Source organism: Mycobacterium sp. 1245805.9, assembly GCF_001672915.1.
In the GTDB taxonomy this organism is placed as follows: Bacteria; Actinomycetota; Actinomycetes; order Mycobacteriales; family Mycobacteriaceae; genus Mycobacterium.
Map to the genome: position 1 here is coordinate 20,851 of NZ_LZKR01000080.1, position 21,460 is coordinate 42,310.

Sequence of the window (21,460 nt, forward strand, 5' to 3'; positions counted from 1 at the left end):
CGATAGGGCGCTCACCAGGCGAGGATGGTGTTATCGGCGTCATCCGTCGGGCGGTCGGGGCGCGCTTCGGCCAGAACGCTGACGGCGGTGTCCCGCTGTTCGGTGCCCTGGCGGCGCGCGCGGATCGCACGCCAGATCATTGCGGGGCGCAGCAGCCTCGTCGCGGGGTCGACCAGCGAGGTCACCCTGACGAACTGATCCAATGCGACGACATCGGATTCCGCCGCGGTGAGAACGCGATCCACGTAGCCGTTGAGCAGTCGCGCTGACAGCGGCGGGGTGCCCTCGATCTCGGGCAGAGCAAGGTCGGGATTGGTCGACAGCTGCCAGGCCTGGCGGATCGGATCCGCCGCCGCCCGGAAGAAGCGCCGCGCCAAATCCTCGGTGCCGCTTGACAAGCAATCACGCAGCGTCAGCGCCTCGAGTGCGGCCACGGTCATGCCCTGGCCGTAGACCGGGTTGAAGCTGCAGACCGCGTCGCCGGTGACCAGCAGGCCCTCGGGGAAGCGGCGCAGTTTGTCGTAGCGGCGCCACTGGCTGCACGGCATCTTGTGTCGCGCCGGCTCGCCGATAGGCTCGGCGCGTCGCACCGCGTCGAGCAGGTGGGCGGGTGCGCAGTCGGCCACGAAGTCGCACATGGCCGCCAGGTCGGGGCCGGGCTCGTGACCGGCGATGCCGATCACGGTGAACACCCACGTGTCGTTCTCACAATGCAGCAGGCCGACGCCTCGCGGCGTGCCCGGCACGATCCCGACGAGGAAACCCAGTTCCCGCGGCGCGTCCGCCGCCATGCGCAGCCGCTGGCTCGCGTAGGTCAAATGCACCACCACGCGGTCCTCGGGCGGCCGGTCGTAGCCCAGGCCGTCCAGCCACCCCGGGGTGTGGGCGGCGCGCCCGGTGGCGTCGACGACCAAATCGGCCTTCAGCACGGCGCATTGGCCGGTCCGGCGGCTGACGACCCGGGCGCCCGTGACGCGCCGGTTGTCGGCCGTCGCGGTCAGCCCCACGATGTTGTGCTCGTCCAGCAGGACGACGTTGGGGATCTCGCGCACCCGCCGGCGAACATGACCCTCCAGGAAGGGCCGCGTCGCGCAGTAGGCCGTGAACGAGGTGGCGGTGCCGCTCTGCGCCAACAGATGCCCGCCCACGTCGTAGTGCAGTCGCGACAGATCGTGCCCGTCGAAGTACTGCGCGCCGTCGAGAACCAACTCGTCGAGCACGCCGGGGAAGAATTCCTCGATCACCTGGGCGCCGCGGGCCAACAGGGCGTGCAGGTGCCGGCCCTGCGGCACGCTCCGCCGGACGTCATCGGTGTCGGGCAGCGGGTCGCGCTCCACCACCGTCACCGTGTCGAAGAAATCGGCGAGCGACCGCGCGGCCAGCAGGCCGGCCATGCTCGCTCCCAGTACCACCGCGTGACTGCCGATCTTGATCATGCTTACCGCCTTCGCCGAGCCGCCAGCTGACGAAAGCGATGCTCACAGCAAACCCCGGGCGCCGATAGCGTAGTCGGCTACGCCACTTTGCCGCGGGCCTCGCCCGGCTGCCACCGAAACACGGGTGAAATGGCCTGTCAGGAGCTGAGACAACCGGTTATAGTCGCCGAGTGATCAGCGGCAAACCGCTGACCGGGCGGGACAGCGAACTGGCGCTCGTCCGTCGCGCCCTGGGCGGGGCTGGCAACCACTCCGGCGTAGTGATCGCCGGAGCGGCCGGTGTGGGCAAGACCTGGCTGGCCCGCGAAGCGCTGCGGCGCGCCGAGGCGGCCGGTGAGCGCACGCAGTGGATCGTCGGTACCGAATCCGCGCGTGCGCTGCCGCTCGGAGCGTTCATCGGCCTGCTGGGTGAGGCGATGTCGGACCCGCTGGCCAACGTGCGGCGCGTCATCAATTCCTTTGTCGCACAACAGCGACGCGGCCGCGTCGTGGTGGGCGTCGACGACGCGCACCTGCTGGACGGCCTGTCCGCCCTTGTCGTTCACGAGCTGGCGCAGTCGGGTGGGGTGCGGCTGGTGATCACCATCCGCACCGGCAGCGAGGAACCGGACGCGGTGACGGCGTTGTGGAAGGAGGGGTTGCTGGCTCGGCTGGATCTCGAACCGCTTTCGGCCGCGGCCACGCGCGAGGTGATCGAGAGCACGCTGGGCGGTCCCATCGACGCGCGGTGCGCGGCCCGGTTCCGAAAGTTGACCGGTGGAAACACGCTGTTCCTTCGGCAGTTGCTTTCCGATCAGGTCGCGGCGGGGCAGATGCGAGAAGTCGCCGGGGTGTGGATGTGGGACGGCGACGTCGCGGTGTCGCCGAGCCTGTCCGACACGGTGGGCCGCCAGCTGGGTCGGCTGGACCCCGAGCCGGCGCTGGTGATCGACATGCTCTCGCAGTGTGAGCCACTCGCCGTCGACGTGCTGTGCGATTTGGTGCCCCGCCGCGACCTGGCGGTCGCCGAAAGCATGGGCCTGGTGAGCGTCGAACGCACCGCGGGCGGGTTGATGGCCCGGCTGGCCCATCCGCTGTTCGGCGAGCTCCGCCGTGCGAGCGCCGGCGAGATGTACTTGTCGTCGATCCGGGGGAGGCTCGCCAGCCGGTTGGCCAAAGACGCCGACTCCGACATGCAGGCCACCGTCCGCCGGGCGCTGCTGCACCTCGAATCGGACCTCGACCCCGAACCCGAGTTGTATCTGGAAGCGGCCCGGCACGCCATGACACTGCTGGATCTTGACCTGGCCGACCGGTTCGCGACGGCCGCCGCGCGGGCCGGGGCGCCCGGGGCGGCCGGCGTGCGGGCGATGAACCTGGTGCTTCTGGGACGCGGAGCGCAGGCCGAGGCGGCGCTGCGCGATTTGGTCGACGGCCCCGACGGGCACCACTGGGCGACGATCCGGGCGACCAACCTGATGTGGATCCTCAGCAAGCCCGCCGACGCGAGGGTGATTCTCGACGGACTTGCTGCGGGTCCCGAGACCGAGGCGCAGGTGGCCGAGCGCCTGGCGGTGCAGGCGTGCCTGGACGCGATATCGGCGCGCTGCCAGCTCGCGTCCGAAAGAGCAAGGGATGCACTGGCTTTCGCGGACCTGCCGGACCTGCACGCTTTGCTGGCCGCGCTCGCGTTGATCATGGCGATGGGTGCACTGGGTGAGGTCGACGGCCTCTCCGCCGTCGCCGAGCAGGCCCTTCGGCGTGCCACCACGTCGTTTCAGGCGTCGCAGCTGCGATTCTGGTTCGGCGCCGTGTACGGCCGGGCCTGTCGACTGACCGGGCGCATCGACGAATTCGTAGGCACCGCCAAGCAATTGGCCGATTCGGCCCGTGACGTCCCCGGGCTGGCCTACGCGAACCTGGCCCTGCTGCTCGGCAACGCCGACCTGGTCCGCGGCGCCGTCACCGGCGCGGCCAGGTTGCTGCACGAGGCGGTTGCCGGAGTGCAAATGCACTCCGTCACAACGGGTTTGCGTGCGGCCAGCTACTTTGCGCTTGCCGAGGCGCACGCCAAGCTCGGCCAGGCCGCCGAAGCGAACGACGCGGCGGCCGGGGCGCGCTCGGCGGTGCCGGCCGACTACCTGTTCATGCACACCGCCCTGTCGCTGGCCGACGGGTGGGCGATGGCGGCAAGCGGTCGCCTCGGCGAGGCCGTCACCGCCGCGCGGGAAGCGGCGCAACTTGCCCGCGACCGCGGCCAGCCGACCCACGAGTTGGCGTGCATCCAGGCCGCGGCGCAGTGGGGCGACGCGTCCGGGGCAGCGCGCGCCGCGGAGCTGGCCGAGGCGCTGTCGCTGCCGCTGGCCGATGCGATTGCGTTGCATGCCAAGGCCCTGCTCGGCGGCGACGGCGAGGGCCTGCTGGCGGCCTCGGCGGCCTACCGGGCAATCGGTGACAAGGCGGCGGCTGCCGACGCGGCGGCGCAGGCGTCCGTCGCATTCGCCGGAAGCCAGCAGCACAAGCGCGCGCTGTATGCCGCGGCGGTGGCGAGGGAACTCGCCGACGAGTGCGGCGGCCTTTGCACACCGGCCCTACGAACCCCGGAGGGCCTCAAGCTGTCGGGTCGCCAGCGCGACGTCGTCGAACTCGTCGTCGCCGGCCTGTCCAACCGCCAGATCGCCGAGAACCTGGTGATGTCGGTGCGCACCGTGGAGGGCCACATCTACCGGGCCTGCCAGCGGGTGGGCGCCCAATCGCGCGAAGAACTGGCCTCCATCGTGCGATCGGGACCGGCCGGCGGGTAGGCTCCCGGCTAGAAGCCCAATAGCCGCGTGGACGCCCACAGCGCGACCACGGCGACCACCAGGGCCGCGGGCACCGTGCACAGCCCGAGGCGGGTGTACTCGCCGACGCCGGCGTCGACGTCGTGCCGGCGAAGCACGCGGCGCCACAACAGGTTCGACAGCGAACCGACGTAGGTCAGGTTGGGGCCGACGTTCACCCCGATCAGCACCGCCAGAATGGCCACCGGACCGCCGGGCGCGACCAGCGGCAGCAGCACCAGCGTGGCGGGCAGGTTGTTGACGACGTTGGCCAGCACGGCGGCTATCGCGGCGATCGCGAGCAGCGCTGGCAGTCCCGAGCCGGTCGGCAGCACCGCGGACATGGCCTTGTCCATGCCGTTGAGCATGACCGCCCGGACCACCACCCCCAACGCCAGCACGAACACCAGGAACGAGACATGCGCCGAGCGCGCGATCTCGGCCACGGAGGTGTGCCGGCGGCTCAGGCTGCGCACCGCGAGCACCGCGGCGCCGGCGAGCGCCACCCACGCCGGCGCGACCCCGACGGACTCGCCGACCGCGAACCCCGCGAGTGTCAGCCCCACGACCACCAGCACGAACACCGGCGGCCGCGGCGCCGGGCCGACTTCCCGGGCGTCGGGCTGGACGCGCAGGTCGCTGGCGAAGAACCCGCGGAAGATCGCGTAGATCACCGCCACCGCCCCCAGCCACGGCAACGCCATCAGCACGGTGAACCTGGTGAACGACAGGTTGGCGGTGTGAAACGCCAGCAGGTTGGTCAGGTTCGACACCGGCAGCAGCAGGGAGGCGCCGTTGGCCAGGTGGGCGGTGGCATAGGCGTAGGGCCGCGGCGGTGTGCGCAGCCGGCGGACCGCGGCCAGGACCACCGGGGTCAGCAGCACGACCGCGGCGTCCAGGCTCAGCACGGCGGTGATCAGGGAGGCGACGACGAACACCCGCCGCAGCAGGCCGCCCGACGAGACGCGCCCCCGCGCGATCGCCGCGCCCGCCGCCTCGAAGAGCCCCTCGTCGTCGCACAGCTTGGCCAGCACCAGGACCGCGCCGAGGAAGGCGACCACCCCCGACAGCCCGGCCACCTCCTGGGCCGCCTGACGCACCGATATCGCGCCGACCGCGATCACGATCAGCGCCGCCGGAACCGCCGCAACCGCCTCCGGCAATCCCCTGGGGCGGGCAACCGCGAACACGAGCACGGCAGCAAGCAACAACAGCGCGGCGGTCAGTCCCAACGTATGAACCGCTTCACGCCCAGGGGTTTTCGCGACGCCACACCGTAGGCATGTGCAGCGCGACGCCGAAGCGCGCGGCCAGCTCGTCCAGGACACTTATCGACACGTCCAAGTCGTCGCCCGCATACGGCAAGGCCCGCAAGGGCTTTGACAGCGGGCTGAAGAAGTCGTCCCAATGGATCAGGATCACCCGGCGTGCTTCCACGGCGCGCACGGTCTCGGCCCAGTAGTCGAGGATGTAGGACCGCGGCCGCAGGCCCAGCTGCCCGACGGACAGGTAGACCGCGTCGGCACGCCGGCCGTCCAGCGCGCCCTTGACGAAACCGGCGCTGCCCTGGATCAGCAGCCGTCGGTCCGACGGTCGATGGTGCACCATCGTCGACCACGCCTCGCCGCAGCGGTAGGCCGCCGCCCGCACCGGCGGGGTCAGCGGCTCGTCGATCGTCCCGGGGAACCGGTCCGGCGGGCAATGATGGGACTCCACCAGCGTTACATCGAAGGCGCCCAAGCGAATTGGCTCACCCGACGTCGCGACGACGATGCGGTCCTCGGGCAACCCGTATCCGCGACCGACGTTGGCGGCCGACTCGCCGCCGACCAGCAGCGCGCCGGTGCGGTCGGCGACCAGCGCGGAGTCCAGCACGTGGTCGATGTGGGTGTGCACCGGAATGACCGCCTCCAGCCGCGACAACTTGGTGCGGGCCAGGCAGCCGTCCACCCGCGCCGGTGACGGCGACACCTTGCCGGCGGCCACCCGCGCCAGGCTGGGGCGCGAGAAGTAGCCGTCGGTCAGCAGCGCCGACGACCCGTCGTCGAGCAACAGCGTCGCCACCCCCATCCAGGTCGCCGAAAGCGCCGCGTCGGGGTCGGCAGCGGGCACGTCGAACCGGTCCGCATACCGCGCCAGGTCGGGCCGGCCGAGCTTGGCCCGCATCAGCAGAACGCCCGGATCTCGGCGCCGGCCGCCTCCAGCCGATCGCGCACCGCCGTCGCGATCTGCACCGCGCCGGGCGAATCACCGTGCACGCAAACCGATTCCACGCTGACGCTGATCTGCGTGCCGTCGGCCGCGGTGACCCGCCCCGAGGTCACCATGGCCAGCACGCGCTCGGCGATCGCCGCCGGATCGTGCAGCACCGCGCCGGATTCGCGGCGCGAGACCAATTGGCCGTCGGGCCGGTAGGCGCGGTCCGCGAACGCCTCGGCCACCGTGCGCAAGCCGACCCGGTCGGCCTCCTCGAAAAACGCCGAACCCGCCAGGCCCAGCACCGGCAGCGCCGGGTCCACCAGGTGCACCGCCGCCGCGACCGCCGCCGCCTGCTCTCGGTTGGTCACGATCGTGTTGTACAGCGCGCCATGGGGTTTGACGTAGGACACCACGGAGCCTGACGCCCGCGCGATCGCCTGCAGTGCGCCGATCTGATACACCACGTCGGCGACCAGGTCGTCGGGGGCAACGTCGATGAAGCGCCTGCCGAACCCGGCCAGGTCGCGGTAGCTCACCTGAGCGCCGATGCGCACGCCGCGCTCGGCGGCCGACCGGCACACCCGCAGCAGGCCGGCGGGGTCGCCGGCATGGAATCCGCACGCGACGTTGGCACTGCTGACGATCCCGAGCATGGCGTCGTCGTCGCCGAGGCGCCAGACGCCAAAGCCCTCGCCCAGGTCGGCGTTGAGGTCGATGGCGGCCACCCGCCCAGCTTATGGGGGGCGCTAAGCGGGGGCCTCGCGGCGTCGCCCGAGCAGCCAACAAAACAGGTAGATGGCAAAGGAAATCGTCGCGACGAACACCGACACCGGCACGCCCGGCGCCAGCGACAGCACGATGCCGCCGACGGCCGCGACCTCGGCGAAGGCCACCGAGGCCACGATCGCACCCGCCGGGGACGCGATCACCCGCGCCGCCGCGGCCGCCGGCGTGATCAGCAGCGACATCACCAGCAGCGCCCCGACGATCTGCACGGCCTGGGCGGCCACCACGCCGACCAGCGCGGCGAACACGATGCCCAGCACGCGAACCGGGACACCGCGCGCGGCCGCGACGTCGGGGTCGACGGTGGCGAACAACAGCGGGCGATAGCACGTGCCCAGTACGGTGACGACGAGCAGGCAGACCAGCGCCAGCATGGTCAGGCCGGTGTAGCCGACGCCGACGATCTGGCCGGTCAGCAGCGCGAAGGCGGTCCCGGTCCGCCCGGGGTAGAGGTGGATGAACAGCACCGCCAGGCCCATCCCGAACGCCAAAACCACGCCGATCACCGAGTCGCGCTCGCGGGCCCGCTGGCCGAGAATCCCGAACAGCGCCGCCGCCAGGGCGCTGCCGATCAGCGCCCCCGCCCCGACCTCGAACCCGACCAGCAGCGCGAAAGCCGCTCCCGTCAAAGACAATTCGCTGGACCCGTGCACGGCGAACGACATCTGCCGCATCACGATGAACGGCCCGATCAGTCCGGCCACCAACCCCAGCAACGCGCCCGCCGCCAGCGCCTGCTGGACGAAGTCGTGGCGGAGCAGGTCGGCGGTGAGATCAAAGGAGAACAGGTGGTGCAGCATGTCGGCGAGCCGGTGGTTCATCCACCGCACCCGTCCGGCTCGCCGACCACCACGTAGCCACCCCGCACCTTCACCACCTGAATGTCGGCGCGGTAGAGCGCCGAGAGCGTCTCGCTCGTCATCACCTGCTCGACGGTGCCGATCTCGAAGCGGCCGTTGACGAGGTAGAGCACCCGGTCCACGTACGGCAGGATCGTGTTGATCTCGTGGGTGACGACGATGACGGTGGATCCGGCGTCGCGACGGCGCCGGTCGATCAGCGCCGACACCAGCTTCGCGTTCGCCGGATCCAGGGTCAGCAGCGGCTCGTCGCACAGCAGCAGCATCGGGTCGCTCACCAACGCCTGGGCGATGCGTATCCGCTGCAGCTCACCGCCCGACATGACGCCGACCCGGACGTCGGCCAGCTGTTCGCCGTTGACCTGGCGCAGCGCGTCGGACACGGCCGCGCGGCGGCGGGCCCGCTCGGCGGATCGCAGCGGCGCGGCGCCCCACCGTTGCCCGTCGATGCCCAGCCGCACCAGGTCGCGGCCGCGCAGCATCACCTCGCGATCGATCGGGCGGTGTTGGGGGACATAGCCGATGCTGGGGCTGCCGGAGGTGATCGGCCGGCCGTCGACCAGCGCGACGCCGCCGCTCAGGGGCAGCTGCCCGAGCAGGACCTTGAGCAACGACGTCTTGCCGCTGCCGTTGGGGCCCAGCACGGCGATGAACTCGCCGGGCCGCACCGACAGGTCGAGGTGGTCCCACAGGACGCGGTCGCCGAAAGCCAGCCGGGCGCCGGAGAGCGAGACGGTGTGGGCATGGCCGTGGACGGCCGGGACCGCTTCGACAGTCACGGCCGGGCTTACCGGCTCGACCGCAGCGCGGCCACCAGTTGGTCGACGGTGTTGCGCTGCCAGGTCAGGTAGTCGGTGCCGTCGGGCAGCGTTTCGCTCACCTCGGTGACCGGCACGCCTGCGCGCCGCGCGGCGTCCTGCAGCCCGTTCACCGCGGAGCTGGACGTCTGCGGGTTGATCAGCAGCGCGGAGACCTGCCGATGCTTGATCATGTCGAGCACCTTGGCCATGTCGGCCGGCGACGGATCGGTCTCGTTCTCGCTGGCGGCGGCGAACGCGGCCGGGGTGCGATTCACCAGGCCCGACGCGGCCAGCAGGTAGTCCACGTCGGGCTCGGTCGCGATGACCCCGGCGTCGGGATACGCGCCGGCGATGGCGTGCTCGGAGTTCGCGATCGCGTCGGCGGCGCGGCCGAACGCGGCGGCGTTGGCCCGGTAGTCGGCGGCGTTGGCCGGGTCGATGACGGCCATCCGGTCGGCGATCGAGGAGGCCACCGACTTGGCGACGCCCAGGTCGTAAAACACGTGCTCGTTCGGCGGTGCCCCGCTACCCGCGGCGACGAATGAATACGCGTCGACCGATTTGATGCCCGGATGCCGGTCCAGCACCTGGTCCACCCACGGGTCGTAGCCGCCCCCGTTGTAGACGACCAGCGCGGCGGCGGTGATGGCGGCGGCGTCCGATGGGCTCGCCGCGTACGAGTGGGGGTCGGTGTCGGAGCCGGTCAGGATGGACTTGACGGCGACATGACGACCGGTGACGGCGCTGGCCACGCTGCCCCAAACCTCGGTGGATGCCACCACGGTGGCCGCCTGCGCGCGCGCCGAACCGGCGCAGCCGGTGAGCGCGGCCAAGCCGGTCAGGGCAATCAGGGCGGCCGAAAGCCGACGCCCGATCTTGACTGCCATTTCTGTCCTCTCCCGCCCGCGGCCGACCCATAATACTAATGAAAATGGTTTCCATTAGAAAGTGGCGCAGCGCCTCATCGTGTGCGCCGACGGCGAACCGCTGTAGCGTCACCGAGCGTGAGTCCCACACCGCGTCGGCGTGCGACTCTGGCGTCATTGGCCGACGAACTGAAGGTTTCGCGCACCACGATCTCGAACGCCTTCAACCGGCCGGATCAACTGTCCGCCGACCTACGCGAACGGGTGCTCGCGACGGCGAAGCGGCTGGGGTATGCCGGGCCCGACCCGGTGGCGCGATCGTTGCGCACGCGCAAGGCCGGCGCGGTGGGGCTGGTGATGGCCGAACCGCTGACCTATTTCTTCTCCGATCCGGCGGCGCGGGATTTCGTCGCCGGGGTCGCGCAGTCGTGCGAGGAGCTCGGTCAGGGCCTGCTGCTGGTGGCCGTCGGCGCGAGCCGCAGCCTCGAGGACGGAACCGCCGCGGTGCTCGGGGCCGGGGTCGACGGCTTCGTGGTGTATTCGGCCTGCAACGACGACCCCTACCTGGAGGTGGTGCTGCAACGGCGGGTGCCCGTCGTCGTGGTCGACCAGCCGAAGGACCTGGCGGGAGTGTCCCGGGTGGGCATCGACGACCGGGCGGCGATGCGCGAGCTGGCCGACTACGTGCTGGGGCTCGGACACCGCGAGATCGGCCTGCTGACCATGCGGCTGGGCCGGGAGCGCCGGCAGGGCCTGGTGGACGCCGACCGGTTGCGCTCACCGGCCTTCGACGTGCAACGCGAACGCATCGTCGGCGTGTGGGAGGCGATGGCGGCCGCCGGCGTCGACCCGGATTCGCTGACCGTCGTGGAGAGCTACGAGCACCTGCCCGAATCCGGCGGCGGCGCCGCCAAGGCCGCGCTGGAGGCCAACCCGCGGATCACGGCGCTGATGTGCACCGCGGACATCCTGGCGCTGTCGGCGATGGATTACCTTCGCGCCCATGGCATTTACGTCCCCGGACAGATGAGCATCACCGGGTTCGACGGCGTCCCCGAGGCGATCGGCCGCGGATTGACCACCGTGGCGCAGCCCAGCCTGCGCAAGGGCCATCGGGCGGGCGAACTGCTGATGAGGCCCCCGCGCACGGGCCTACCCGTCGTCGAACTCCTGGACACCGAGCTGATCCGGGGCCGCACCGCCGGACCGCCGGCCTAGCCGGGCTGGTGTTCGCCGAGCAACAACCGCACGGCCAGGTCCAGCCGTTTGCTGACGTCGGTCGCCGAGGCGCGGCGGGTGAGCCACGCGAGCAGGTTCGACAGCCACACGTCCGAGATCACCCGGGCGATGTGGTACTGGTCCTCGGTCGGCTCGCCGTCGGACATGGCCCGCGCGAACATGCTGTCGATGAGCTTCTCGACCTGGTCGACCTCGCTGGCCGCGGAGGCGTCGGCGAAGACGTAGGCGCGCGTCATGGCCTCGGTGAGCAGCGGGTTGCGCTGCATCGCGCGGTTGAGCTTGCCGACCATGAAGTTCAGCCGCTGAAACGGGGTGCCGCCGGCGACCGCGGAGCGGTCGGTTTTCGCGTCGATCCGGCTGAACTCCCGGCCCAGGGCCGACACCAGCAAATGCACTTTCGACGGGAAATACCGGTACAGGGTGCCCACCGCCACGTCGGCCCGGTCGGCCACGGCGCGCATCTGGACCGCCTCGTAGCCGCCCTTGGACGCGATGGCCATAGTGGCGTCCAGGATGCGCTTGCGGCGTTCCCGTTGCGCCTCCGAACCGAGCTCGGACTCGGCAAGCACCGCCACGTTCATGACCTCGCGTGGCTGCGAGTCAGGAACGTCGGCCGCGTTCGGGTTGGCTGACGACATTTGAGGGCGTGCTCCTTCTCGAGGTGGCTCGTTCGCAAACGATACGCATGCTGGGCGTAAATTTCCCACCTCCCCGCAGCAGGGACAACTCACGTGTACTGCTGTAATGGCGGTCGACTTGACGCTCGATCGCTGGCACTATTAGAACACGTTCTAGTGGGCTTTCAAGTAGTCAGAGTGCCCCGGCAGCCCGAACCAAGCATGCGGAGGACCCAGAGGGTGGTAGCGACCGTCACCGACGAACAATTCGCGGCGCGTGCGCTGGTGCGCGACTGGGCGCGAAGCTCGCGTTCGAGTGAGGCCGTACGCGAGGTCGAGCAGGGCAAACCCGAGGCGTGGCGGCCGGTCTTCGCGGGCCTGGCCGACCTGGGGCTGTTCGGGGTGGCGATCCCGGAGGACCGCGGCGGCGCCGGCGGCAGCATCGAGGATCTGTGCGCGATGGTCGAGGAAGCGGCCAAGGCGCTGGTCCCCGGGCCGGTCGCCGTCACGGCCCTGGCCACCCTCGTTGTCGAGGACCCCGAATTGCTGGCCGCACTGGCCTCCGGGGAACGCCTCGCCGGGTTGGCGCTCGAAGGCGACGTGCGGTTCGACGGCCAGACGTCCCGCGCGTCGGGCACCCTGCCGTGGGCGCTGGGCGCCACGGAAGGCGCCGTCGTGCTCCTGCCCGCAGACGGAAAGTGGCTGCTCGTCGACTCCGGCGGCGAGGGCGTGAAGCTCGAACCGCTGCCCGCCACCGACTTCTCCCAGCCGTTGGCCCGGGTCGTGCTGACGTCGGCGCCGGCCGCCGTCGTCGCGGACTCGGGGCAGCGGGTCGAGGAACTGGCCGCGACCGTCCTGGCGGCCGAGGCCGCCGGCATCACCCGATGGTCGCTGGACACCGCGGTCGCCTATGCCAAGGTGCGCGAGCAGTTCGGCAAGCCGATCGGCAGCTTCCAGGCCGTCAAGCACCTGTGCGCGGAGATGCTGTGCCGCGCCGAGCAGGCCGAGGTGGTGGCCGCCGACGCCGCCCGGGCCGCGGCCGAGTCCGATCAGGCCCAGTTCTCGATCGCCGCGGCCCTGGCCGCGAGCACCGGCATCGCCGCCGCGAAGGCCAACGTGAAGGACTGCATTCAGGTGCTCGGCGGCATCGGCTGCACCTGGGAGCACGACGCGCACCTGTACCTGCGCCGGGCGCATGCCATCGGGCGGTTCCTGGGCGGCGCCGAGCGTTGGTTGCGCCGCATCACCGAGCTGACGCAGGCGGGGGTGCGACGCCGCCTGGGGATCGACCTCTCCGAGGTCGAGGGGCTGCGGCCGGAGATCGCGGCGGCCGTCGCCGAGGTCGCCGCGCTGCCCGAAGAAAAGCGGCAGGTGGCGTTGGCCGAGGCCGGGCTGCAGGCGCCGCACTGGCCGCCGCCGTACGGGCGCGGCGCGTCCCCGGCCGAGCAGCTGTTGATCGACCAGGAGATGGCGGCGGCCGGGGTGGTGCGCCCCGACCTGGTGATCGGCTGGTGGGCGGCGCCGACCATCCTCGAGCACGGCACGCCCGAACAGGTCGAGCGCTTCGTGCCGGCCACCCTGCGCGGCGAATTCCTTTGGTGCCAACTGTTTTCCGAGCCGGGGGCCGGGTCCGACCTGGCGTCGCTGCGCACCAAAGCCGTTCGCGGCGAGGGTGGCTGGCTGCTCACCGGGCAGAAGGTGTGGACGTCCGCCGCGCACAAGGCGCGGTGGGGTGTTTGCCTGGCGCGCACCGACCCCGACGCCCCGAAGCACAAGGGCATCACCTACTTCCTGGTGGACATGAAGTCGCCGGGCCTCGAGATCCGGCCGCTGCGCGAGATCACCGGCAACGCGCTGTTCAACGAGGTCTTCCTGGACAACGTGTTCGTCCCCGACGAGATGGTGGTCGGCACGGTGAACGACGGCTGGCGGCTGGCCCGGACCACCCTGGCCAACGAGCGGATAGCGATGGCCTCTGGGACCGCGCTGGGCAACCCGATGGAAGAACTGCTCAGGGCGCTGGCCGAGATCGACCTCGACGTTTCCCAGCAAGATCGCTTGGGGCGGTTGATCGTAACCGCGCAGACGGGTGCGCTGCTGGACCAGCGCATCGCCCAGCTCGCCGTGGGCGGCCGGGACCCCGGCGCGCAGTCCAGCGTGCGCAAGCTCATCGGTGTCCGCTACCGGCAGGCGTTGGCCGAATACGCGATGGACGTCGCGGAGGGCGGCGGCCTCGTCAGCAACCAGGCTGTGTTCGACTTCCTCAACACCCGCTGCCTCACCATCGCCGGCGGCACCGAGCAGATCCTGCTCACCGTCGCCGCGGAGCGGCTGCTCGGCCTGCCTCGGTAGTTTCGTCGGCTCCATTTCGTCGAGCCTGTAATTTTGCAGGCCCTCACTCGCACTTTGTCTGCGGATTTACAGGCTCGGCGAGTTGTCGGTGCCATGGGTGACCATTCGGCCATGGCCGGAGTGTTGATCGGGAGCGAAGCCGTCGCGCGCGGAGTTTTGACGCGCCATGAACTGCAACGGTGGTATCGGCCGATCTTTCCCGGGGTGTATGCCGAACGGGGTCAACAACTTTCGTTGCGGCACAGGACCGAGGGGGCGTGGTTGTGGTCTCGGCGCGGGGCGGTCGTTGCGGGCGTCGCGGCGTCGGCGTTACATGGCGCCAATTGGGTCGACGCCGACATCCCCATCGAGTTGGTGTGGTCGAACACGCGGCCACCGCGGGGGATAGTCGCGCGTGCGCAGCTGTTGTCCGACGACGAAATCACCCGCGTCGTGGGATTGCCGGTCACGACTCCCGCGCGAACGGCCTACGACTTGGGCCGGTATCTGCCGCGCGGGCAGGCGGTCGCCCGCCTCGACGCGCTGATGCGTGCAAAGCCGTTCTCGATCGAGGATGTGCTGCTGGTCGCCAAGCGCTACGCCGGCGCCCGGGGGATACGACGGCTGCGATCGGTCTTGCACCTCGTCGACGGCGGCGCCGCCTCGCCGAAGGAGACCTGGCTGCGGCTCCTGCTAATCGACGCAGGCTTTCCCGCACCGGTCACCCAGATACCTGTGGTCGAGGGATACGAGTATTTCGCGATACTCGACATGGGCTGGCCGGAGCTCGGCGTGGCCGCCGAGTATGACGGTGACCAACACCGCAGCGATCGGCGTCGGTACGTCAATGATCAGCGGCGACTGCGAAAGCTCGCCGAAATGGGCTGGATTGTTGTTCGCGTGATCGCCGAGGACAAGCCCGGGGACATCATCGAGCGCGTCAGGCGGGCGCTGCTGGCTCGAGGCTTGCGGCCCTAGCTCGTCCATTTCGCCGAGCCTGTAATTTTGCAGGCCCTTACTCGCACTTTGTCTGCGGATTTACAGGCTCGCGAAACCAAGCTAAGAGAACGTCGTCTGCGCGCAGGTGCTGGGCGAGGTGATGTTGACCCCGCCGTAGACCACCTGGATGTGGGTGCAGAGGATCACGCTGATGTCGGTCTTGGACTGGCCGGTCTGCCAGTCGGCGGAGTCGATGCGGCCCGACGTCTGGTACTTGTCCGGCGGTCCCTCACCGAAGTAGACGGTGGTGATCTCGTCGGACCCCATCGCCTTGTGGACCCTTTCGAACTGGCCGTTGGCGTGGGTGTCCAGGTAGGCCAGCCGGTTCGGCGACCGAACCTCGGTGGTCTGGCGGGCCCACAGGCCGGGCGGGAATCCCGTCACACCGTCGGGCGTGCGCGTGTCCGCGCCGACGGTGAAGTCGCAGTGGCCGTCGGCCCTGATGCAGTTGAGGAAGGCGTGCGTCTCCAGCTGGTTGGGGCCGTCCAGCGGGAACAGGCTGGTGGCCTCGTTGCTCGCGGCCGACGCGACGGGACTGGGCAGGAACGTCAGCATGGCCCCGACGACCGCAAATGCCGGTAACAGCCGCTTCATCCGCGCCCCCTTCCGGTTCGCTACGCGACTACTCGTCGTAGGTGACTTCTACCGAATCAGATTCGGGGCGAGATTGACAGGCCAAAATCAGCCCGTCGTCCAGGTCCTGCTGTTCCAGGACGTCGTTGACCTCCATGTTGACCTTGCCGCCCCGCAGGGTGCAGGCGCACGCGCCGCAGTGCCCCTCCCGGCACGAGAAGGGGGCGTCGAGACCCTTGGCGAGCAACACGTCGAGCAGCTTGGCGTTGCGCGGCCACGACACGGTGTGCGTCTCGCCGTCCAGCTCGACCACCGCGGTCGCCGGCGGCTGGTCTCCCTCGGCCGTGTCCTCGATCTTGACCGCCGCGAACGGGTCGGACTCCAGCGACTTGAACACCTCGATATGCACCTGCGCCGCAGGCACTTTCAGCTCCTCCAGCGCGACCCGCGCCGCGTCCATGAAAGGGCCCGGCCCGCAGATGAATACGGGCCGATCGGTATAGGGTGCGGCCAGCTTCGCCAGCGAGGTCGCGCTGGGCAGCCCCTGCAGCGATTCCAGCCAGTGCAGCACCGTGAGGCGGTCGGGGTACTTGGCCGACAGCTCGCGCAGCGCCTCGGCGAAGATCACCGAGCGGTCGTCGCGGTTGGCGTAGAGCAGCGTCACCTGGCCGCTGCCCTCGGCGAGCGCCGACTTGCAGATCGACATGATCGGGGTGATCCCGCTGCCGGCTGCCATCAGCAGGAAGTCGTCATCGAGGGTCTTGGGCACGAAGTTGCCGGACGGCGCCAGCACGTGGATGCGCATGCCTGGCTGCGCGTGCTCGCACAGCCAGTTCGACGCGTACCCGTCGGCGGTGCGCTTGACGGTGACCGTGAGCGCGTCGTCGGTGAACGGCGAGCTGCACAGCGAGTAGCAGCGGGCCACCGAGCCGGTGCGTTCGCTCGGAACGCGCAGCGTCAGGAACTGGCCCGGCGCGTACCGCAGCCGCTCGGGCGGGATCCCCGGATCGCCGGGTGCGTCCGGCACGGCGAACACCAGCGACCGCGCCTCGTCGGTCTCCGCGATCACCTCGGCGATCTGCAGTTCGAGGACGTGGTCACCCAGCGGTTCGTCGGGAATCGCTTCCGTCAAGACCCGTCCCTTCCTTTCGACACAACTAGAACATGTTACAGAAAAGTGGATATATACCGCTACCAGCCGCAGGAATACCCTGCTCGACACGAATCGGAACGTGTTCTAGTCTTCTGTGTTAAGTCCGTACTCTCGGGAGGCAACGTAAGTGACGTCCATTCAACAGCGTGACGCGCAGTCGGTGTTAACTGCCATCGATGATCTGCTGCCGCGGATCCGGGAGCGCGCCCAGGCGACGGAGGACCTGCGCCGGCTGCCCGACGAGACGGTCCAGGAGCTCGAGGACATCGGTTTCTTCACCCTGTTGCAGCCCGAGCAATGGGGTGGCTTGCAGTGCGACCCCACGCTCTTCTACGAGGCCGTGCGCCGGATCGCGAGCGCGTGCGGATCGACCGGCTGGGTCAGCTCGATCATCGGAGTGCACAACTGGCACCTGGCGCTGTTCGACCAGCAGGCCCAGGAGGAAGTCTGGGGCGAGGACACCAAGACGCGGATCTCGTCGTCCTATGCCCCCATGGGCGCCGGCGTCGTCACCGACGGCGGCTACCTGGTGAACGGCTCGTGGAACTGGTCGTCGGGCTGCGACCACGCCACCTGGACGTTCGTGGGTGGTCCGGTCATCAAGGACGGCCGGCCGGTGGACTTCGGCAGCTTCCTCATCCCGCGCAGCGAGTACCGCATCGACGACGTGTGGCACGTCGTCGGCCTGAAGGGCACCGGCAGCAACACGCTGGTGGTCAAGGACGTCTTCGTGCCCCGGCACCGGTTCCTGTCCTACAAGGCGATGAACGACGGCACCGCCGGCGGATATGCGACCAACACCGCCCCTGTTTACAAGATGCCTTGGGGCACAATGCATCCCACTACCATCTCGGCGCCGATCGTCGGCATGGCCTACGGCGCGTACGACGCGCACGTCGAGCACCAGGGCAAGCGGGTCCGCGCGGCGTTCGCCGGGGAGAAGGCCAAGGACGACCCGTTCGCCAAGGTCCGCATCGCCGAGGCGGCCAGCGACATCGACGCGGCGTGGCGCCAGCTGTCCGGCAACGTCGCCGACGAGTACGCGCTGCTGGCCGCGGGCAAGGAGATCCCGTTCGAGCTGCGGGCCCGCGCCCGCCGCGACCAGGTGCGCGCGACTGGGCGCTCGATCGCCGCGATCGACCGGCTGTTCGAGGCGTCCGGCGCCACGGCGTTGGCCAACGACCAACCGGTGCAACGGTTCTGGCGTGACGCCCACGCCGGCCGGGTGCACGCCGCCAACGACCCCGAGCGGGCCTACGTGATCTTCGGGAACAACGAGTTCGGGTTGCCGCCCGGCGACACGATGGTCTGATGACCACTACGACGGGGGAGCTCACGTTCGAGTCCACCTCGCGCTTCGTCGAGGTGGACGTGGACGGGCCGCTGAAGCTGCACTATCACGAGGCCGGCACAGGCAACGACCAGACGGTGGTGCTGCTTCACGGCGGCGGTCCGGGCGCGTCGAGCTGGACGAACTTCTCGCGCAACATCGCGGTGTTGGCCGAGCATTTCCACGTGCTGGCCGTGGATCAGCCCGGCTACGGGCACTCCGACAAACGCGCCGAGCACGGGCAGTTCAACCGCTACGCCGCCCGCGCCCTCAAGGGCCTCTTTGACGAATTGGGCCTGGGACGCGTTCCGCTGGTGGGTAATTCGCTGGGTGGGGGCACCGCGGTGCGGTTCGCCCTCGACTACCCCGACCGGGCCGGGCGCCTGGTGTTGATGGGCCCCGGCGGGTTGAGCGTGAACCTGTTCGCGCCCGACCCGACCGAGGGGGTCAAACGGCTGGGCAAGTTCTCGGTCAAACCCACCCGGGAGAACCTCGAGGCCTTCCTGCGGGTGATGGTCTACGACCAGAAACTGATCACCCCGGAGCTGATCGATCAGCGCTTCGCGCTGGCCAGCACGCCGGAATCGCTGACCGCGACGCGCGCGATGGGAATGTCGTTCGCCGGGGCCGACTTTGAGCTCGGCATGATGTGGCGCGAGGTGTACCAGCTGCGCCAGCCGGTGCTGCTGATCTGGGGGCGCGAGGACCGGGTCAACCCGCTGGACGGCGCGCTGGTGGCGCTGAAGACGATTCCGCGTGCGCAGCTGCACGTTTTCGGGCAATGTGGGCATTGGGCGCAGGTGGAGAAGTTCGACGAGTTCAACAAGCTGACCATTGATTTCCTGGGAGGCGCGCGATGAGTATCCGGTCGCTGGGCTACCTGCGCATCGAGGCCACCGACATGGCGGCGTGGCGCGAGTATGGCCTGAAGGTGCTGGGCATGGTCGAGGGTAAGGGCGCCACCGAGGGTGCGCTCTACCTGCGCATGGACGATTTCCCGGCGCGGCTGGTCATCGTGCCCGGTGAGCACGACCGGCTCTCGGAGGCCGGCTGGGAATGCGCCAACGCCGAAGGGCTGCAAGAGATCCGGAATCGGCTCGACGTGGAGGGCACCCCGTACAAGGAGGCCACCGCGGCCGAACTCGCGGACCGCCGGGTGGACGAGATGATTCGGTTCTCCGACCCGTCCGGCAACTGTCTCGAGGTTTTCCACGGCGCCGCGCTGGAGCACCGCCGCGTGGTCAGCCCGTACGGGCACAAGTTCGTCACCGGGGAGCAGGGCCTGGGGCACGTGGTGCTGACCACCCGCGACGACGTCGAGACGTTGCACTTCTACCGGGACGTGCTGGGGTTCAAGCTGCGCGACTCGATGCGGCTGCCACCGCAGGTGGTGGGCCGGCCCGCCGACGGGGCGCCCGTCTGGTTGCGGTTCTTGGGCTGCAACCCGCGCCACCACAGCCTCGCCTTCATGCCCGGACAGACGCCCAGCGGCATCGTGCACCTGATGGTCGAGGTGGAAAACGCCGACGACGTGGGCCTGTGCCTGGACCGGGCGCTGAGGCGCAAGGTGCCGATGTCGGCCACGCTGGGACGCCACGTCAACGACCTGATGTTGTCGTTCTACATGAAGACGCCCAGCGGGTTCGACGTCGAATTCGGTTGCGAGGGGCGGCAAGTGGCCGACGACGACTGGATCGCCCGGGAAAGCACCGCGGTGAGCCTGTGGGGTCACGACTTCACGGTTGGCTTCCGAGCCTAGCCCGAGGCAATCATGTCGGCACAGATCGATCCGCGGGCCTTCCGGCAGGTGCTGGGTCAGTTCTGCACCGGGATCACCATCATCACCACCGTGCACGACGACGTGCCGATCGGCTTCGCCTGCCAGTCGTTCGCGGCGCTGTCGCTTGATCCGCCGCTGGTGCTGTTCTGCCCGACGAAGGTGTCGCGGTCCTGGAAGGCCATCGAGGCCAGCGGCCGGTTCTGCGTCAACGTGCTGACCGAAAAGCAGAAGGACGTGTCGGCCAGGTTCGGCTCGAAGGAGCCCGACAAATTCGCCGGGATCGACTGGCACCCTTCGGAATTGGGTTCACCGATCATCGACCGGTCGTTGGCCTACATCGACTGCACGGTGGCGTCCGTGCACGACGGCGGGGACCACTTCGTGGTCTTCGGTGCCGTGCAATCCCTGTCGGAGGCTCCCAAGATCAAGCCGCGGCCGCTGCTGTTCTATCGCGGTGACTACACCGGCATCGAACCGGACAAGACGACGCCCGCCCAGTGGCGCGACGACCTGGAAGCGTTCCTCACCACGACCACCCAGGACACCTGGCTGTAGTTTTTTGGCCGCGAGCGTAACCACACTGCGATATTTCGGTCGCGTTTTCGCAGTGTGGTTACGCTCGCGGAGCGTCTGCCGATGTTTGGCGGACGCCGACTACCGGGCATCCGTTGCGGTATGCGCTCATCAGCCACTCGAGCGTTGACCGATTACCTCAACGCTCAGATCGACGAGATAGAAAACGGCGACGAGGACCTGCGCCACGGCGGGGGCGAAGACCCCGTGCACGACACCCGCGTTGCGATCAGGCGGTTGCGGAGCACCCTGCGCGTGTTCGCCAAACTGCTGGACCAGCCGAACATCGGCGATGCCGACGACGAACTGAAGTGGTTCGCGGCGCTACTGGGCGACGTCCGCGATTGCGAGGTCCAGGAGCGCCGCTTCGCCAAGGCGTTGGACGGCATGCCCGACGAGCTGATTTTGGGCCCGGTCCGGTCGCGGATCCGCAACGACCTGCAGGCGATCGAGCAGCCCGCCCGCACCCGGCTGAGCGAGGCGATGGACTCCGACCGCTACCGCGCGCTGCTGACCGTGCTGCGCGGTTGGCGCTACGAACCGCCCGTCGCGCAACAGATCTCGGCCGCGGCGCTGCGCAAGCGGGCCCGGCGCGCGGAACGCAAGGCGGATCGGCGGCTGGCCGCGGCGCTGGGATCCGACGACAACGAGATGCTGCACCGGGCGCGCAAGGCCGCCAAGCGCGCCCGTTATGCCGCCGAGCTGCGCAGGCCGCTGGACAAGCGGGCCAAGCGGACCGTCAAGCACTACAAGCGGATTCAAAGCCTGCTCGGTGACCACCAAGACACCGTCGTCGCCACCCAGACGCTTCGGCAGATGGCGTTGGCCGCGGGAACGACGGTGGGGGAGAACGGTTTCAGCTACGGCATGCTGTACGCGCGCGAACAGCAACTCGCCCGCCAATGCCGAGAAGACGTCACCCGAACCGGCGGCCAACGCGGAATCCACCAGGGAGCACCGCGCCTCCAGCTAAGCCCCGGGCCGGCCGGCCAGTCCCGGGGGGGCCCCCCCCCCCCGGGGGCCCCGGGGGGGGGGGGGCCCCCCGGGGGGGGGGGGGTGGGGGGGTGGGGGGGGGGTGGGGTTGGGGGGGGGGGGCGGGGGGGTGGTTAGGGCCGGC

At 69.8% G+C, this 21,460-nt stretch carries 19 protein-coding genes; 9 read left to right on the plus strand and 10 right to left on the minus strand.

The genetic code is table 11. The features are described from left to right. Nucleotides 1-11: 11 nt before the first annotated feature. The gene (locus A9X00_RS12215; RefSeq protein WP_232006773.1) at nt 12-1,436 is read right to left on the minus strand and encodes an NAD(P)/FAD-dependent oxidoreductase; all 1,425 of its coding nucleotides are present in this window, start codon (nt 1,434-1,436) and stop codon (nt 12-14) included. Nucleotides 1,437-1,606: 170 nt separating this feature from the next. Here A9X00_RS12215 and A9X00_RS12220 point away from each other — a divergent pair, with 170 nt between their 5' ends. After that, complete coding sequence (locus tag A9X00_RS12220) at nt 1,607-4,219, plus strand: LuxR C-terminal-related transcriptional regulator (protein WP_067153250.1); 2,613 nt, start codon at nt 1,607-1,609, stop codon at nt 4,217-4,219. Nucleotides 4,220-4,227: 8 nt separating this feature from the next. On the opposite strand, the gene A9X00_RS12225 is transcribed toward A9X00_RS12220, so the two are convergent. The 6 genes from A9X00_RS12225 to A9X00_RS12250 are packed head-to-tail and all read right to left on the minus strand — an operon-like array spanning nt 4,228 to nt 9,769. After that, nucleotides 4,228-5,469 carry an SLC13 family permease gene (locus A9X00_RS12225; RefSeq protein WP_067153252.1) on the minus strand — a complete coding sequence of 414 codons (1,242 nt, stop codon included), beginning with the start codon at nt 5,467-5,469 and terminating at the stop codon, nt 4,228-4,230. Nucleotides 5,470-5,482: 13 nt separating this feature from the next. Further along, the gene (locus A9X00_RS12230; RefSeq protein ID WP_067153254.1) at nt 5,483-6,403 is read right to left on the minus strand and encodes an MBL fold metallo-hydrolase; all 921 of its coding nucleotides are present in this window, start codon (nt 6,401-6,403) and stop codon (nt 5,483-5,485) included. Then, nucleotides 6,403-7,161 carry a LamB/YcsF family protein gene (locus A9X00_RS12235; RefSeq protein WP_067153256.1) on the minus strand — a complete coding sequence of 253 codons (759 nt, stop codon included), beginning with the start codon at nt 7,159-7,161 and terminating at the stop codon, nt 6,403-6,405. Before A9X00_RS12235 ends, A9X00_RS12230 begins: the two co-directional genes overlap by 1 nt. A gap of 21 nt (nt 7,162-7,182) precedes the next feature. Continuing rightward, complete coding sequence (locus tag A9X00_RS12240; RefSeq protein WP_067153258.1) at nt 7,183-8,043, minus strand: metal ABC transporter permease; 861 nt, start codon at nt 8,041-8,043, stop codon at nt 7,183-7,185. Then, entirely contained in the window at nt 8,040-8,861 is an 822-nt protein-coding gene (locus A9X00_RS12245) for a metal ABC transporter ATP-binding protein (protein ID WP_067153260.1), read from the minus strand. Before A9X00_RS12245 ends, A9X00_RS12240 begins: the two co-directional genes overlap by 4 nt. Nucleotides 8,862-8,869: 8 nt before the next feature. Next, nucleotides 8,870-9,769: a metal ABC transporter solute-binding protein, Zn/Mn family gene (locus A9X00_RS12250; protein WP_067153262.1), complete on the minus strand. Its 900-nt coding sequence runs from the start codon at nt 9,767-9,769 to the stop codon at nt 8,870-8,872. Nucleotides 9,770-9,886: 117 nt separating this feature from the next. On the opposite strand from A9X00_RS12250, the gene A9X00_RS12255 reads away from it, so the two are divergent. Next, nucleotides 9,887-10,966, plus strand: a complete 1,080-nt coding sequence (locus A9X00_RS12255; protein WP_067153264.1) for a LacI family DNA-binding transcriptional regulator — start codon at nt 9,887-9,889, stop codon at nt 10,964-10,966. Here A9X00_RS12255 and kstR read toward each other — a convergent pair. Beyond that, complete coding sequence (gene kstR / locus A9X00_RS12260) at nt 10,963-11,562, minus strand: cholesterol catabolism transcriptional regulator KstR (RefSeq protein ID WP_197515142.1); 600 nt, start codon at nt 11,560-11,562, stop codon at nt 10,963-10,965. The genes A9X00_RS12255 and kstR overlap by 4 nt on opposite strands. A 282-nt stretch (nt 11,563-11,844) precedes the next feature. On the opposite strand from kstR, the gene A9X00_RS12265 reads away from it, so the two are divergent. Next, on the plus strand, nt 11,845-13,956 hold the full coding sequence (locus A9X00_RS12265; RefSeq protein ID WP_067153265.1) for an acyl-CoA dehydrogenase: 2,112 nt from the start codon (nt 11,845-11,847) through the stop codon (nt 13,954-13,956). A gap of 111 nt (nt 13,957-14,067) precedes the next feature. Then, nucleotides 14,068-14,913, plus strand: coding sequence for a hypothetical protein (locus tag A9X00_RS12270; protein WP_067153285.1), 846 nt, complete (start codon nt 14,068-14,070; stop codon nt 14,911-14,913). Nucleotides 14,914-14,994: 81 nt separating this feature from the next. Here the strand turns inward: A9X00_RS12270 and A9X00_RS12275 are convergent, their stop codons facing one another. Together A9X00_RS12275 and A9X00_RS12280 are read right to left on the minus strand one after the other, a co-directional pair. Then, nucleotides 14,995-15,528, minus strand: a complete 534-nt coding sequence (locus tag A9X00_RS12275; RefSeq protein ID WP_067153267.1) for a hypothetical protein — start codon at nt 15,526-15,528, stop codon at nt 14,995-14,997. Nucleotides 15,529-15,556: 28 nt separating this feature from the next. Next, on the minus strand, nt 15,557-16,639 hold the full coding sequence (locus A9X00_RS12280) for a ferredoxin--NADP reductase (RefSeq protein ID WP_067153268.1): 1,083 nt from the start codon (nt 16,637-16,639) through the stop codon (nt 15,557-15,559). A 148-nt stretch (nt 16,640-16,787) separates the two neighbouring features. Between A9X00_RS12280 and hsaA the strand changes: the two genes are divergently transcribed. The 5 genes from hsaA (at nt 16,788) to A9X00_RS12305 (ending at nt 21,453) form a co-directional block, all read left to right on the plus strand. Next, a complete protein-coding gene (hsaA, locus tag A9X00_RS12285; protein WP_067153269.1) occupies nt 16,788-17,972 on the plus strand; it encodes a 3-hydroxy-9,10-secoandrosta-1,3,5(10)-triene-9,17-dione monooxygenase oxygenase subunit in 1,185 nt (394 codons plus the stop codon). Beyond that, nucleotides 17,972-18,850: a 4,5:9,10-diseco-3-hydroxy-5,9,17-trioxoandrosta-1(10),2-diene-4-oate hydrolase gene (hsaD, locus tag A9X00_RS12290; RefSeq protein ID WP_067153270.1), complete on the plus strand. Its 879-nt coding sequence runs from the start codon at nt 17,972-17,974 to the stop codon at nt 18,848-18,850. Before hsaA ends, hsaD begins: the two co-directional genes overlap by 1 nt. Further along, nucleotides 18,847-19,749: an iron-dependent extradiol dioxygenase HsaC gene (gene hsaC / locus A9X00_RS12295; RefSeq protein WP_067153272.1), complete on the plus strand. Its 903-nt coding sequence runs from the start codon at nt 18,847-18,849 to the stop codon at nt 19,747-19,749. The genes hsaD and hsaC overlap by 4 nt, the downstream gene beginning before the upstream one ends. Nucleotides 19,750-19,761: 12 nt before the next feature. After that, nucleotides 19,762-20,325, plus strand: a complete 564-nt coding sequence (gene hsaB / locus A9X00_RS12300) for a 3-hydroxy-9,10-secoandrosta-1,3,5(10)-triene-9,17-dione monooxygenase reductase subunit (protein WP_067153275.1) — start codon at nt 19,762-19,764, stop codon at nt 20,323-20,325. A 144-nt stretch (nt 20,326-20,469) separates the two neighbouring features. Further along, nucleotides 20,470-21,453: a CHAD domain-containing protein gene (locus tag A9X00_RS12305; protein ID WP_067153277.1), complete on the plus strand. Its 984-nt coding sequence runs from the start codon at nt 20,470-20,472 to the stop codon at nt 21,451-21,453. Nucleotides 21,454-21,460: the final 7 nt, after the last annotated feature.

Bases quoted from the DNA above. Each gene is read 5' to 3' on its own strand.
- hsaB (WP_067153275.1), top strand. From the start codon at position 19,762: ATGTCGGCACAGATCGATCCGCGGGCCTTCCGGCAGGTGCTGGGTCAG.
- hsaD (WP_067153270.1), top strand. From the start codon at position 17,972: ATGACCACTACGACGGGGGAGCTCACGTTCGAGTCCACCTCGCGCTTC.
- hsaC (WP_067153272.1), top strand. From the start codon at position 18,847: ATGAGTATCCGGTCGCTGGGCTACCTGCGCATCGAGGCCACCGACATG.
- A9X00_RS12275 (WP_067153267.1), bottom strand. From the start codon at position 15,528: ATGAAGCGGCTGTTACCGGCATTTGCGGTCGTCGGGGCCATGCTGACG.
- A9X00_RS12250 (WP_067153262.1), bottom strand. From the start codon at position 9,769: ATGGCAGTCAAGATCGGGCGTCGGCTTTCGGCCGCCCTGATTGCCCTG.
- A9X00_RS12215 (WP_232006773.1), bottom strand. From the start codon at position 1,436: ATGATCAAGATCGGCAGTCACGCGGTGGTACTGGGAGCGAGCATGGCC.
- A9X00_RS12270 (WP_067153285.1), top strand. From the start codon at position 14,068: ATGGCCGGAGTGTTGATCGGGAGCGAAGCCGTCGCGCGCGGAGTTTTG.
- A9X00_RS12240 (WP_067153258.1), bottom strand. From the start codon at position 8,043: ATGAACCACCGGCTCGCCGACATGCTGCACCACCTGTTCTCCTTTGAT.
- A9X00_RS12230 (WP_067153254.1), bottom strand. From the start codon at position 6,403: ATGCGGGCCAAGCTCGGCCGGCCCGACCTGGCGCGGTATGCGGACCGG.